3 protein-coding genes are annotated in these 15,539 nt (G+C 70.8%); all 3 read right to left on the bottom strand.

Annotation, left to right across the window (positions count from 1 at the left end; all coding sequences use genetic code 11):
• Window positions 1-200: 200 nt before the first annotated feature.
• Window positions 201-2,795: an RICIN domain-containing protein gene (locus ABDW61_RS12140; RefSeq protein ID WP_343638941.1), complete on the bottom strand. Its 2,595-nt coding sequence runs from the start codon at window positions 2,793-2,795 to the stop codon at window positions 201-203.
• A 252-nt stretch (window positions 2,796-3,047) separates the two neighbouring features.
• The gene (locus ABDW61_RS12135) at window positions 3,048-7,274 is read right to left on the bottom strand and encodes an OmpA family protein (protein WP_343638940.1); all 4,227 of its coding nucleotides are present in this window, start codon (window positions 7,272-7,274) and stop codon (window positions 3,048-3,050) included.
• A gap of 54 nt (window positions 7,275-7,328) precedes the next feature.
• Window positions 7,329-15,290: an SdrD B-like domain-containing protein gene (locus tag ABDW61_RS12130; RefSeq protein ID WP_343638939.1), complete on the bottom strand. Its 7,962-nt coding sequence runs from the start codon at window positions 15,288-15,290 to the stop codon at window positions 7,329-7,331.
• Window positions 15,291-15,539 lie beyond the last annotated feature (249 nt).

Here is a 15,539-nt window from a genome sequence, read left to right as displayed (position 1 = left end):
CCTTTCTAACGCACCAGCTAGGAACGCGATGAATAGGCGGGGAAATAGCGCCAGATCGTTAGAAGATTTCCGGCTTTTGCGCGATGGTTGCTGGATTTCACACCTGCTTTGGGAGCAGAGGGTCGCGAGTTCGAATCCCGCCGCCCCGACCACCTCTTCAAAAAGCCGCAAGGAGTTCTGCTCCTTGCGGCTTTTTCATTTCACAGGTTCTTCCACTGCTGGTTGGTGCCCGTGCCGCAGGCCCACTGGATCACGCTGGCGCCGTCCGCCGTGCTGACCGCATTGACGTCCATGCACAGGCCGCTGAACCGCGACTTGAGCCGGAAGTAGCCGCTGCCCATGTCCTCCGTGACCCACTGCTGGCTGGTGTTGCCGTTGCAGGCGGCCTGCACGAGGGCGGTGCCGTTGGCTGTGCTCTGGCTGGCGAGATCCAGGCATTGGCCGCTATGGCTGACCTTGAGGCGCGACCAGCCGCCGCCGGCGTCCTCGAAGCTCCACTGCTGGTTGCCGCTGCCGCTGCAGCCCCACTGGATCAGCGTGGTGCCGGCGCTGGCGCTGGCGCCTCGCACGTCCAGGCACTTGCTGCTGTGACGGGCCTGCAGCATGCCGCCCGCGGGGGTGCCAGAGATGAGGCCGCGGCCGACGCTGCTCATGTAGACGCGGCCCTCGGTGTTCATGTCACCGGTGATCAGGCTGCCATTGCCCGGGCCGCCGAACTGGTGGGTGTCGTCATTGATGCGCACCCAGTTCGCACCGGCGTCGGTGGAGCGGTAGATGCCCCGCTTGCCCGTGCCCACCGTGCCCCAGATGAAGACGGTGGGGTAGCTGGAGCCGCTCATCGCCTTGCCGAAACCGACCGCGCCGGCATAGCTGACGTTGGCAATGGTGCTGAACGAGCTGCCGGAGTTCGTCGAGCGCGCCAGGCCACTGCCGTTCAGAGCCACCCAAACGTCGCCTTCGCGGCCGGGGGCGGTGCGCAGCAGTGACGATCCCCATTGGGCGATGGTCGCGGTGGGGCTGAAGCTGGCGCCGCCGTTGGTGCTCACGCGGATGGCGCCGTTGTCGTAGACGTAGAACTTGTTCGAGTTCACGGGATCCGCCACGGGAGCGATGCTCCCGGTGCCCAGGCCGCCAACGGCAGTCCAGGTCGGCGAGCCGGACGTGAAGTTGGTGGACCGGTAGGTGGCGTAGGTGCCGTCGGAGTTCCTGAAGGTGTGCAGCAGCGCGCTGCCATTGGCGGCGAGCGCGACGGTGCCAAAGGTACCCCTGATGCCGGGAACGTCGGTCCAGGTGGCGCCGGTGTCGCTGGATCGCTTCATCGAGTTGCCCACGCGCACCATCGTCGCGGTCGCGCCCGCTGCGACGGCCAGACCCGAGGTCGTGCCGATGCGCGGCTTGTGGACCTGGCCGTAGCTGTCGATGCTGCCGGTGTGGCGGAAGCCGTCGAAGTCACCGATGACGGAGACCAGCGGCCCGCCCGGCACGCTCACCACCCCCAGCGGCACAGTCTCCTCCAGGCCCTTGACCGTGAAGGTCCAGGCCGGGGCCGCGGCGTCGACGTTGGCGGAACGGAAGATCCCGTTGCCGGACGTGACCCAGGCGGCCTTGCTGTCGAAGGGATCGAACTCGATGTCCGTGGCCCAGTGGATGGACTCGGTCGAGATCCAGCTCACGCCATTGGGGTCCAGGCTGTAGCCCTTGGCGACGAGATCGGTCCAGGTGACACCGCCGTTGGTGGAGAGGAAGAAATGGTCGCCCCAGACATTGGGGTTCTGTTGCATCCACGTGTTGCTCGTGGAAATGATGACGCGCTGGGCATTGGCCGGGTCCACCGAGATGCCGGAGAACGGGCGGGTGATGCCGCTCGGCGTCACGTTGGTCCAGCTGCCGCTGGCGACGTTGTACTTCCACACCTGGCCGGCATCCAGCGGCTCGGGCGGGTTCACGTTCGTGCCGCCGTTGCCGTCGGGACTCGGACCGGCGCCGTTGGCGTAGGTGACGAAGAGATTGCCGTCACTGGCCAGCGCCGCTCGCTGCGGCAGGTAGGCAGCAGGTGCGTTAGGCACGGCCGCGAAGCTGGCACCACCGTTGTCGCTGCGGTAGAAGTTCGTGCCCACCGAGCCGTAGCGCGACACGCCCACGAAGATGCGCTGGGCAGCGCCGTTGACGACGCTGGTGGGATCCATCAAGACGAAAGCGACGCCCGCGCCGTTGGGCGTGCTCGTCACGGGCAGCGACGTCACGCGCGAGAAGGTCGCGCCAGCGTCCGTGCTCTTGAAGAGGCCGTTGGCGCGCGAGCCGGCGTAGACCACGCTGCCGTTGCCGGGGTCCACTTGCAGCCGCTCACCGTTGCCGCGGCCCATGCCATTGCCATTGGCACGCCACAGGTTGCTCACGTCCGTGATGCGGCTCCAGGTGGCGCCATAGTCGGTGGAGCGCATCACCACCGTCTTGCCATTGCTGAAGTAAGGCACGCCGGCGACGGCGTAGACGACCGCGCTGTTGTTTGGATCCAGCGCCAGCGACTCCACGTGGTAGAGGCCGACGTCGTCTTGGGAGAAGCCGTCCAGCAGCGGAATCCACTTCGAGTTCGTGACGTCCCAGCGGTAAGCACCGCCCACGTCGGTGCGGGCGTAAAACAGGTTGCGCTGCGTCTTGCTGGGAATGACAGCGGTCACGTAGCCGCCGCCGCCAATGGCGACGTTGCTCCAGCGGTAGGACTGGGCTTGGGCGTGGGGGGCGCCCGTGAGCGCCAGAACGGACGCCACCAGGGGCGCGAGGATCCAGGTCTTCATGCGGTTTGTCTCCGTGTGCCGGTCCAGGCGCCGGCGTGTTGACAGGACATTCCGCGTTGGCTGCCTCCCTTCAGGCCGGACTCGCGCCACAGCACCTTTTGGTCATACCAAAACGGAACAGGGGCATGTTCATCGTCAACATCAAATGAGAAATATGGGGTTTGCGCCAACAAATACGAAGTTTTTGCAACCGAAACTTCGTCTTTTGAAACTTTTGGTCAGGCCAATTGCTTTTGAATGGCCCGCCAGGCACTAGAACTTCCCAAGCATGTTGAGGAACACCCCGCGGCTGCGATAGCTCAGGTCCGTCAGGTCATCCGAGAAATCGGTGAAGTTGTAGCCCAGCCCCACCTTGAAGTTCTCGTTGACGTGGTAGTACCCCGCCGTCAGCAGACCCGTCTTGCGCTCGCTGAGCTCGCCGGCCCGCAGCATGCGCAGCTCCACCAGCCAGTCGTAGCGCCGCACGACCTTCCAATCCACCCGCGCGATCGCCAGCTGGGCGCTGCTCTTGAACCACGGCGCGCTGTCGTCGCGGCTGGGCCGCAGCTCGCCGATCCGCCACGCCAGCTTGCCGCCGATGGTCCATCGCGCGCTGAGGTCATAGGTCGCATCCACCGCCGCCACCTGGCTGCGCTGCTGGTAGTCGATGCCCGTCGTGCTGACCATCGTCTGCGTCACGTCGGTCGCCACCACCTGGCCCGGCGACGACAGGTCGTACAGGTAGGTGTACTTCAGCAGCACGTTGAGCTTGTCGTTGCTCACCGGCCGGAACGCGTAGCCCAGCACCGCCTCGGTGTACTTGGCCGCGGCCAGCGCGCTCGCCGCGCTGTCGCTGTCCGCCCAGTTCAGCTTGCCCAGCCAGCGCGCGTTCGGGCCGTCCTGCACGCTGACCGAGTTCTTCAGCAGCCAGCTGCGCCGGGTGTCCAGCCCCGTGCGATCGCGCCGGTACTCCACGCCGCCGGCGTACTTCAGACTCGCGTCGCTGAAGCCCACCGAGAAGCCCAGCGCCTCGCGATCGGTCTGCCCCGCGTTCTCCGACTCCAGCCGCCCGTTCTCCGCGCTCACCGCCAGCGTCCAGCGATCGTCCGGCGCGTACTGCACGCCGTAGGCATGCGTCAGGCCGCTCAGCACGCCCGTCGTCTGCTTGTGCTCGGTGTACGCGCTCAGGCCGTCGGCCAGCCGCGACTTGATGCCGCCGACCAGCGTGCCGCCGCGCGCGTTCAAGGTCTCGTCGGTGCGGCCGGTGTCCAGCGCGTAGGTGACGTAGACGTTGGAGCGGTCGTTGTACTGGTAGTCCACGCCCGCCTTGCCCGCCGAGCCGCCATTGCCGCCCGAGGCCTCGCCGCGCAGCGACAGCTTGTCGTTGACGCGATAGCGCACGCCCGCGCCGAGCCGGTCGTTGTCCTGCCGCGTGCCGGTGCGGTCCATCGTCTTCTGGCCGAAGCCGTACACGCCCCAGCCCTGCCCGCTCTCGTAATCGACCTGCACGGCCGCGTCGGTGCGTTCGCCGCTGACCACGCCCGAGCTGGGCAGCAGCGGCGAGGTGTTCACCGCATCGGTGGACTTGCGGTCGGCCCGCAGTCCGCCGCTGACCGTCCAGCGCTCATCGACGCGCCAGGCCACCTGCGCCTCGCCGGCATCGGTGTTGTAGCCGTTGAGCTCGTCCTTGTGATCGCCCTTGAGCCGCAGCTCGACCTGCTCGCCCACCGGCGCGGTGAGGCTGAGGCCGGCCTGCCGGGTCTCGTTGGCCGCGACCTGGCCGGGCGTCGAGAAGCCCGCCTCGCGCAGCTGCGCGTAGGCGCCGACATGCCCGCTCTTGGCCACGCCGAGATCGGTGAGATCCGCCTGCCCTTCGACGCGCCACGCATTCGCGCCGCGGGTGTCGGTGGCCAGCGTGTTCTGCGAGAACCCGAAGCCGCCATCGAGCGAGCTGGTCGTGCCGATGCCGGGGCCATCGCTGCGCGCGGCCTCGATCTTCAGCGTGGTGTTCTCGCTCTTGCGCAGCAGCAGGTCCACGCCGCCCAGGCGCTGATCGCCGCCGGTCTGCTGCTGCTTCGCGGCGGTGACACCGACGCGCACCGCGTCCGTCACCCACCAGGCCGTCCGTCCGCCCACCGCCAGCGTGTCCAGATCGCCCGACAGCGGCGTGTACTCGTAGTCCACGACCAGGAAGGCCGGCTGGCCGCTGAGTCCGCCCGCCCGCACCAGCTGGCCGTTGTCGGCCAGGCTGGGCAGTGGCGAGGTCAGCAGCACCCGTCCCTGCAGGTAGTCGACGTCGTAGTCGCTGCCCGGGATCAGCGCGCGGCGCTGCAGCACGAAGCCGGAATCGCGGTCGCGGATCTCCAGCCACACCTTCTCGGCGCCGCGGCTCACGTCCTGATGACGCAGGTAGTACAGCGAGCCGCCCGTGCCGCGGAACTCCTCGCGCGCGGCCAGCGTGCCGGGCTCGGCCGCGTACAGGTCGGCGGTGAAGCGCGCGTCGCCGAAGCTGGTCGCTTCCTCGCCGACGAGGTGCCCCTTCAAGCCATACAGCCCGCGGTTGATCTGCGCCAGCGTGTTGTCGGCGCCCAGGTTGATCTTGAAATTGCCCCACATCGCATGCGAGCGGCCATCGTCCACGCGCAGGTACATGCGTCCCTGCGTGGGCGCGTCCTCGACGCTGGTGGAGTCGTCGCCGAAGGTGCCCCAGCTGTCCACCGGATCCATGCGGCGGAACAGCGAGGTCGGGTCCTTGCGGTCCAGGTTGCGCAAGAGCTCGTTGAGCGGGCGTTCCTCGGTGTCGACGCTCGCCGTCAAGGTCCAGCGCTCATCGAGCATGCCCTTGCCGTAGAAGGCCAGGCGCCCTTCGGTCCAGGTGTCGTTGTTGTAGCGGTTGCGCTCCTGCGTCACCAGCGCGGCGGGGCCGGTCGTGCGGTCATGGCCGATGGTGAGATCCGCCTGCCCGACGAAGAAGAAGTCCCGCGGCGGCAGCTCGAAGTCGCGGCGATAGATCCGCTCCTGGCCCTCGGCGCCGCGCACAACGATCTCGCCGGTCTGCACGCGGCGCGGCACCAGCTGCTGCATCACGAAGCGGCCCTGCGCGTCGACCGGCACCGCCAGTCCGAGCGCCCTCACCTGCTCGCCCGCCGCGATGCCTTCGCCGCTGGCCGTCACCGTGCCGCCGGTGATCGGGATGTTGGCGATGGACAGCCGGCTCTCGCCATAGCCCGCCAGCAGGCGCTGCGCCTCGGTCGGCTCCTGCTCGAAGCCCGGCGCATGCCGATCGGCCAGCGCCAGCGGGATGTCCTCGGTCTCGTCGAAGCGGCCATCGCGGTCATAGACCCGCACGCGCCAGTAGAGCTTGCGGCGCGCCATGGGTCCTTGCGCCCACTCGGCGGGCACGATCCAGGCCGCGCGCAACTCGCTGTCCAGCGGCACGGTGGCCAGCAGCTGCGGCCGCATGTCGCCATCGGCGCTGAACACGCGCAGCTCGCCGCGCGTCAGGAACAACCGGTAGTTGCTGTAGCCGTTGAAGCGCACCGTGTCGCCGGGCACGGCGGTGGCGGGCCAGGCGGTCCCGTTCAGGCGGCGCAGCTGCACGAGGTTGTCGTACTGCAGGCGCAGCCGGTCGCGCTCGAGGCGCACGTCGATGCAGCGCTGGCGATCGGCGCTGGAGCTGTCCGCGCCCACCACCGGCTGCCCATCGATCGTCAGGCGCAGCGCCGCATCGTCGGGCGCATACGGCGTCAGCATGCCGCAGGCGCTCGGGTCGACCAGCGTCACGCTGGACACGGTCTCCACGGTCGCGGGCGCCGTGTCCTTCCAGTAGACGCGCACCTCGACGCGCCGGTTGGCGGACCAGTTCGCGCGGTCCTCCCGCGGCGAGGCTAGCGGCTCGTCGGGACCGCGTGAATCCGCCACGTAGGCCTGCGCCGGCAGCCCCAGCTGCTGCGTCAGATAGCGGCCCACCTGCTGCGCGCGCGCCAGGCCGAGCGCATGGTTGTCGGGAAAGCGCGGGCGCAGTTCCGGCTTGATGCGCTGCACGTCGGTGTGGCCGACGATCTCGAAGCGCAGACCCTCACGGCCGCGCACCTGCGCGACGATCGCGTCCAGCCGCGCCTTGTCCTCGGGCTTGAGCAGGTCCTCGCCCGAGTCGAAGTGCGGCGTGTGCGACTCCTCGCGCGGCTGCTCGGCGCCGGGCACGGTGCGCGTCGTCTCGTCGCGCCGCTCCTGCAGCGCGCGCGGGTCGCCGAGGATCACGGTGAGCTTGGGCAGCTCGCGCTCGCTCGAGGCCGGCAGATGATCGCGTCCATCGATCTCGACGGCGCGCACGTCGGCCGCGCAGCGGTCGCTGAAGCGGCCGCGCGCATCGGCATGGCAGGCGCCGTCGTCGCGGCGCGCGGCCTGGCCGTCTTGCGCCGAGGCCGGCAGGCCGATGGCCAGGCAGGCGGCCGCCGCGGCGCTGGCCAGGGCCGCGCGGGGGAATGTCGATCGGGTCATGCGTGTGGCACGAAAGAAGGGAGAAGACAGGAACGTCGTCATGGCGTCCCCCTGTCAGCGGTTCAGCAAGGCCGGCATGCGCTCGACCTCGATGTCCAGGTTGAACAGGCTGCGGCCCTGGGACTGGCCGAGCGCCTTCCAGCGCGCCAGCAGTCCGGCCTTGAGCGCCGCGATGCGCTCGTCGCCGAGCGCGCGCGGCTCGTCCGCCGCCGGCTGGTAGGCCAGGCGCAGGATCGAGGGCCGCTCCGTCAGCGCCGCCACAGCCTGGTCCAGACGCGCCTCGTGCGCCGGCAGCAGCGCGAGCTGCCCGTCGGCGAAGGCGGCCGCCTTCAGGTCCAGGCGCACGACACGGTGCACGGTGGCGCCGAAGTTCAGCTTGATCGCCTTGCCGCGCGTGGCGCGCTCGGATGCCGGGTTCTCGGTCGTCACGCGGTAGCCCGAGGGCAGCGTGCGTTCATCGACCTTGAGCACCAGGTTGCTGCCCGTGCCCTCCTTGGGCACCGCCGCGCAGGCGATGTGATAGCGGCCATCGGCATCGGTGCTCACCAGCAGGCCGTTGACGGTGGCGATGCGCACGTTGGGGATGCCGGGCTCGCCCTCGTCCTGCACGCCGTTGGCATTGCGGTCGTCATAGACCTTGCCGATGACGTCGGTGCAGTCGAACAGCGCATCCGGCACGACCCGCACCGACGCGGTGGCCGTGTTGGACAGCGCGCGGCCGCCGGGGCCCTGCGTGGCGACCACGCTGTTGACGTACTGGCCTTCGCCAACGCCGACGCCCACCGCCAGCACCATCGACACGCGCTTGGTCTCGCCAGCGAGGAAGGACTGGTCGGCCAGCGTCAGCTGACGTCCCACGATCGCCGGCTTCACCGCCACGATCGGGCCGCCGGGCAGCGTCTGCACCGTCAACGAGCCCTCCAGGTACTTGAAGCCCGGAGGCAGCGTGTCCAGCAGCGCGACGTTGCCGATCGGGCCGCCGCTCGCGTTGCGCGCGGTGATCACGTACGGCACCGGTTCGCCCTTCTTCACCGTCAGCTTGGAGGTCGACTTGCGCAGGTCGATGGCCGTGCCGTCACCCTCGCGGTCCAGCGGCAGGTGGTTGTTGACCACCTGGTGCGCCGCGCCGCCGGATTGCCAGTTCAGGAAATAAGGCGTCGCGGGCCCGGCCACCGGAGCGGCCGCGGCGCTGACGACGCAGGCGTCGCTGCCGCTCAGGCGAACACCGCGGCTGGCGGCGTCGCGGGCGCCCGCGGTGCTGGGCGCGCTGCAATTGACGGCGTCGAGCGGGCCCGCGGCGGCCGGGTAGGTCGTCGACGGCAGGTAACCCGCCGGCGGTGCGACCGTCACGGTGTAGCTGCCCATCGGGGCGCCCGGCAGCAGGAAGAACTGGTACGAGCCGTCGGGACCGGTGGTGACCGACGCGCTGCCGCCAAGCAGGTGGAGGGCCGGATCGAAGCCCGCCGGACCATTCAGCGTGACCACCGCGCCAGGGACCGGCTCGGCGCTCAGGCTGTCATACACCACGCCGCCCGGGTCGAGCGGCAGGTCCTGGCGGACCACAGCCGTGCCCGCGCCGATGGCCAGCGGAATCCAGCCGCGGGGCGCCATGCCGGCGACGGTCGGGAACGCGCCGCCGGGGCCGTTCAGCGCCGGGTCGGTCGGCCAGACGCCGCCCACCAGGCGCCCTTGCGGATCGCGGAAGCGCACCTGGTAGGAGCCCGGCACGACGTTGTCGAAGCGGTAGCTGCCATCGGCCGCGGTGACGCGGGTGTCGAGCACCTGCGCGCCGGTGTTGGCGCAGGTGGTGCCGCCGTCGAGGCAGGCCACCAGTTCCACCGTCCAGCCCGCCACGGCGGGCTCGCCGTTGCCGGCCAGCCGGTCGTGGTCCGTGTCGCGCCAGACGCGGCCGCTCACCGCCGCCGGCGAGGTGGACTTCTCGAAGAAGTCGTAGCCGGTGCCGTTCGCCGCCACGGCGGGCAGCTTGACGTTGAGACGGCCCGGGGCCGGCACGCTGCCACCCAGCGAGCCCGGGGTTTCGCCGGCATGGATGGAACCCGGCACCGGCGATTGCACGATGGTGTAGCCCGCGCCGTTGTCCAGCGGCAGGTCGGCGAAGCGATAGCTGCCGTCGCGCGCGGTGACGGTGCTGCGCGTGACCGGCTGGCCCGAGGCATCGGTGCCGGTCAGCGTCAGCGTCACGCCGGCCAGCGGCAGGTCGCCCGGCTCACGCTTGCCATTCCCATTGACGTCGTTGAACACCGTGCCCGCGATCGAGGCGCCCTGCTCGCCGAAGTCGTAGCCATCGCCCGAGCCGCCGGTGTAGACCAGGCCGCCGATGCGGTCGTTGCCCGCGAGCGCGCCCGCCGCCGTGCCGTTGAGGCGGCCCACGGTCTCGGCGCCATCGGCGTAGGCCGCCGGCTGCGTTTCGGTGATCACATAGCCGGTCGCATCGGACGGCAGCACGCCGTCGAAAAGGTATTGCCCATCGGCGCCGGTGACGGCCGTCAGCGTCACGGGCAGTCCGCCGGCGCTGGTGCCGCTGAGGGTCAGCGTCACGCCTGCGATCGGCGGCTCGCCGGCGTCGCGGCGGCCGTTGCCATTGCTGTCGACGTACACGTGGCCGGAGATCTGGCCGCCGCGCTCGCCGAAGTCGTAGTCCGTGCCGGCCTCTTCCGAAGCCAGCGCGATGTCGCCGAACCGGTCGTTGACGCCGCCCGGGTTGGCGGTGCCGCGCGGCGCGGCGCCGACCAGGCCCAGGTGCTCGGGACCGTCGCCGGTGCCCGCGGGTTGCGTCTCGTCGAGCTGATAGCGCCCCGGCAAGAGGCCCGTGGCCGCGAAGCCGCCATCGGCCGCCGTCGTCAGCGTCCTGGTCACGGCGCGTCCGAGGAAGTCGGTGCCGCTCAGCGTCACCGTCACGCCGGGCATCGGCGGCTCGCCCGCATCGCGCTGGCCATTGGCGGGCGCGACGTCGGCGTAGACGTGGCCCGACAGCGAGGCCGCGCGCACCGAGGCGAAGTTGTTGCCGCTCGAGCTCGAGCCCGGCGCGCCCAGGCGGATCTGCTGGATCAGCGGCGCGTTGGAGCCCGACGGGCCCGCGTCGACGCCCGCGCCGCTGGCGGGCACGCTGCCCGGCGCCGAGCCGGCGCCAGTGACCGTGCCCGCGCGGGTCAGGCCCGGCAGGTAGCCGGCCGGACGCGTCTCGGTCACCGTGTAGGTGCCGGGCGCGACCTTGTCGAAGACGTAGTCGCCATGGGCATCGGTGACGGTGGTGACCGACACGGCGTTGCCGTTGGCATCGGTGCCGGTCAGCGTGATCGTCACGCCGGGGATGCCGGGTTCGCTCGACGTGGCGCCCTGGCTGCCATCGCCGTCGCGGTCGTAGAAGCTGCGGCCGCGCAACTGGCTGCTGGTGAGCTCGCCGAACAGGTAGTCGCCCACGCTCGCCGGCGTGCCGGTCAGCGGGATGACCACGCCCTCGATCACATTGCCGCCCGGCTGGGCCGTGCCGGCATGGCCGTTCGGATTGGCCTTGCCCGGCGCGTAGGTCGCGGGCTGAGTCTCGGTGACCGTGTAGCCGCCGGCCGCCGACGGCGGCACGTTGAGGAACTCATAGCGGCCCGGCTGGCCGGCGATCGGCGTGGCGACGATGTCGACCGCCGCGCCGGTGCTGGACGTGCCCGTCAGGTGCAGCGTCACGCCGGGGATGCCGGCGTCGCCCGCGGCGGGCAGGCCGTCGTTGTCGGCATCCTCGAAGACACGCACCGTCACGCGCGGCAGGCGCTCGCCGAAGTGGTAGCCGGTCGCGGCGGTGCCGCTGCCCAGCGTGATGCCGGAGATGCGGTCATTGACGGCGATGCTGCCGCCCGCCGTGCCGGCGGTCTCGCTGCCATCGGCGAAGCCGTCGGGCTGCGTAGGCTCGGTCACCGTGTAGCTGCCCGGCATCAGCGTGGCGAAGCCGTAGCTGCCATCAGCCGCGGTGGTGGTGCTCGCGCTCACGGCATTGCCGAACAGGTCGGTGCCGGTGAGCTGCAGCGTCACGCCGGCGATGCCGGGCTCGCTCGCGCTGAAGGCGCCGTTGTAGTCGCGGTCCTGATAGACGCGGCCCGCCACCGAGGCGGCGCGCACTTCGCCGAACAGGTTGCCGGTGGAGCTGCCGCCCGCGCCCAGCACGACGTTCTGGATCACGTTCGCGTTGGAGCCGCGGGTGCCGCTGGTGATGCCGGCGCCGCTGGCCGGCACGCTGCCGGCGCTGCTGCCCGCGCCACTGGCGCCGCCGGCGCGCGTGATGCCCGGCAGATAGGCCGCAGGCTGCGTCTCGGTGACGGTGTAGGTGCCGGCCGGGACGGAGAAGCTCCAGGCGCCCGCCGCATCGGTCGTGACCGTGCGGGTGACCGGCGTGCCGGTGCCATCGGTGCCGCTGAGCGTCAGCGTGACGCCGGCGATGCCGGGCTCGCCCGCGTCGGCCTGGCCGTTGCCGTTCAGGTCGTCATAGACGCGGCCCGACAGGGTCGCGGTCTGCACGGTGATCGTGCCGGTGGCGAAGTTGTTGCCGCCGTTGGGATCGGTGCCGCCATTGGTGTCGCCCGAACCGGTCGTCACGATGGTGACCGTGTTGCTCAGCACCGTGCCGTTGGCCGGCGAGCCCGCCAGCTGCACCGGGATGCGCAGCGTGGCCGCGCCGCCGGAGGGCATGCTCGCGATCGCGCAGGTCGTGGCGGCGGCGCCGGCGCCGCCGGTGCAGCTCGGTGCCGCCGGCGTGAAGGTCCCGGCGGTGACGGTGAACACCGGCGTGCCGGCGAGCTGCAGACCCGCAGGCAGCGTGTCGGCGACCTGCGTGATCTCGGCCGCCTGCGGGCCGTTGTTGCGCACGTGGATCAGCCAGTCGAAGGCCTGGCCCTGCGCCACGGTGGCCAGCGGCGTGCTGGTGCCGCTGATGACGGCCGCCTTGTCCACGGCTTGCACGTCGGCCTTGTAGCGGAAGGTGGTCGGCTCCGAGACGTTGTTGTTGGCTTGCGGATCGAAGGCATCCAGCGCCGCGTTGGCGAAGCGCACCGAGGCCGCGTTGGGGTAGGTGCCCTTGTCGGCGCCCTGCAGGCGCACGCGCACCTGCACCGTGCTCCCCTCCCCGGTCGCACCGCCGCCGGTGCCGCCCAGGGTGGCGATGGTGCAGCTGATGCTGCCGCCGGCCACGCCGACGGTCACGCCGGCGGTGTTGCAGCTCACGCCCGCGGGCAGCGGCGTGACGAGACCGGCGAAGGTCGGCGCGCCGGCCGTGGCGGGTAGCGTGTCGGTGAGGACGACGTTCTCGGCCGTCGACGCGCTGCTGTTGGTGACGGTCAGCGTGTAGGTGACGTTGTCGCCGACATTGACCGGGTCCACGTCGTCGACCTTGTTGACGATCAGGTCGTAGGACGGCGAGGTCACCGCGGTGTCCTGCGTCGCGGTGTTGTTGGCGGCGCCGCCGGCGATCTCCGGCGTGGTGGTGGACACCGTCACCGTGTTGGTGATGCTGCCGCTGCCGCCCAGCGACGCGGCCAGCGCGGCGCTGGCGCGCACGCGCACCGTGACGGTCTGCTGCGAGCCGCGTCCGATCGAGCTCCAGCCGCACACCAGCGTGTTGTTGCCGGGGCCCGTGGCGCTGCCTGCGGCGGGCTCGGTGGTGCAGGAGCCGCCGCCGCTCGCGCTGGCCGAGAGGAACACCAGGCCGGCCGGCAGCGTGTCGTTGATGGCGACGTTGTAGGCGCGGCTCGCGCTGGTGGCCGAGGGGTTGCTGGCCGTGATGGTGTAGGTCAGCAGCTGGCCGGCGGGCACCGGGTCCGGGTTGTCCGTCTTGGTGACGGCCACGTCGGCGCGCGCGATGAAGTAGGCGGTGGCCGGCGTGTTGTTGTTGGCGTTGTTGTTGACGAGGTTGGGATCGGCCTCGTTCTGCGCCAGCGCGAAGGCCGTGTTGTTCACCGTGAACTGCGGATCCGACACGGTGCCGTCGCCGAAGTGGCGCACCGTCACCTGCAGGCGCGGGCAATCGACGCCGGCCGTGCACACCGGCAGCGCGGCGATGGTGCAGTTGTTCAGCGACACCGCGGAGCCCGACGGCGACAGGCCGCAACTGCCCATCGTCGCGCTGCCGGCGATCGCGTTCAGCGCGTACTGCGCGGGGCTGGCGTTGAAGACGTTGTTGAAGGTGTCCGTGACGGCGACGTTGGTGGCCGCCTGCGGGCCGGCGTTGACGACCTCGATCTCCCACACGATGGGCGAGCCCGCCTCCTGCCGGTTGCCGGCGCTGTCGCCCAGGCCCACGACGCGCTTGAGCACCGAGACATCGGCCTGCGCGCCATTGGCCTGCGGGTTCACGCCGACGCTGGCGCAGTCATTGGCGGCGACGTTGTCGGCCGGCGCGTTGCCCGAGCTGACGCACATCTGGTTGACCAGCGTGCCGCCGGCGGCGGTCGCCTGCGCGTTGATCGTGACGTTGCTGGTGGTCGCGCCCACGCCCAGCGCGAGGTTGCTGCTGGTGCAGGTGATGGTGAGCGGTCCGGCCTGCGGGAAGGTGGCGCCGGCCGAGGACAGGCAGTTGAAGCCGGCCGGCGGCGCGATGCTGTTGACCTGCAGGTTGGCCGGGACCGTGTCGGTCAGCGTGATCGTGCCGGAGGACGGGATCGCGCTCGGGCCGAGGTTGGTGGTGGAGATGGTGTAGTTGAAGGCCTGGCCCACCGGCACGGCGGACTGCGGCCAGCTCTTGGCCTTGTTGGCGCGCAGGTCCGCGGCCGGATCGACCACGGTCGTGTTGACGGCGCCGTTGACCGGCGTGACGCCGGTGGCGCTCACCGTCGCGGTGTTGACGATGCCGATGCCGCTGGTCAGCGCCTGCACCGGCGCGCTGATCGTGCCCAGCGAGACGTTGTTGCCCGCGCTGCCGCTGCCGCTGCGCGTGCAGGTCAGCGTACCGCCGGCGGAGGGGCAGGTGCTGGAGGCGGTGCAGGTCCAGCCGCCGCTGCTGAAGGTCGCGGGTGCGGCGGCGCAGAAGTTGGCGGGCAGGTTGTCGGTCAGTTGCGCCGCGGTCGGGAAGTCGCCGCTGTAGCGCACCGCGAACTGGAAGTTGAAGGCCTGCCCGGTCTGCACCGGATCAGCGACCGACTTGGTCTTGGTCACCGACAGGCTGGTGCCGGCCGTGACCGCCGTGTTGGCGCTGGCCACGTTGTTGCTGTTGTCGCCATCGCCGACGCCGCCGCCGCTGGCGACGTCCGCCGCATGCGTCAGCGTCGAGCTGCCGCCGGCACCGATCACGCCGCTCACGGTGATGACGCTGCTGCCGCCATTGGCGATCGCGCCCACCGCGCAGCTCAGCGTGCTGCCCGACAGCGAGCAGCCGCCCGGCGTGCCCGTCAGCGCGAAGCCCGGCGGCACGTTGTAGGTCAGCGTGGACGCGGGCGAGGCGTCGGGACCGTTGTTGCTCACCGTGAAGCGCACGTTCTGCGTGCTGCCGGCCGCGGCCGTCGCCGGTGCCGAGATGGCCACCTGCAGATCCGCGCCGTTGTCGACGGTGGTGGTCTCGCTCTGCGAGCTGCCTCCGACGACGGTGCCGGTCACCGTCAGCGTGCCGGCCGCGATGGTGCGCACTTTGATCGGCAACTGCACGGTGGCCTGCGCGGGCACGTTGATGCCGGTGCAGGTCAGCGTGCCGGGACCCGCCTGGTTCAGGGCCATGCCGCCGCAGCTCGCGCCGGCGGGCAGCGTGCCGGTGCCGGCATAGCGGCCGCCGGCCGGCACGTCGAAGTTCAGCGTGACGTTGCTCCTCGCCAGGCCGGTCGCGTCGCCGATGCCCACGGTGTAGGTCACGGTGCCGCCGGCGGCCACCGGGTCCGGGCTGTCCGGGATGCCGGTGATCACGAGCTGCGCGTGCGCGCCGCCGGCCAGGCCGAGGCCCAGGCCAGCGACGAGCGCGGCCCGCCGGAGCGCGGCCCGGCCCAGAGCGGGCGCGAGCGCGAGGAGATTCAACAGTCGGTCAAACGTCATCGTCGTTCTCCGGGCAGCGGCAAGCCACCCGTGCTGAGACAGGAAGATCGGAAAGGGATGGAATTCGCGAGCGCGGTGCGGCGGGACCGGGACGAACGTCCACCGGTCCCGGCCTCCTGCGGACCGCAGCAGGCGCGAGCACCTCAAGCGAGGGGCGTAAGGTCGCGGATCAGCCGCGGCGAGTCTTCACACGTTCATCACCGGCGTAGAGCGGGCGCCTTAATGCGCTTGTCACGGCCGCTTCATGAG

Origin of the sequence: Roseateles sp., assembly GCF_039595595.1 — a bacterium.
In the GTDB taxonomy this organism is placed as follows: domain Bacteria; phylum Pseudomonadota; class Gammaproteobacteria; order Burkholderiales; family Burkholderiaceae_C; genus Roseateles.
This window is presented reverse-complemented; position numbering and strand designations above follow the sequence as displayed.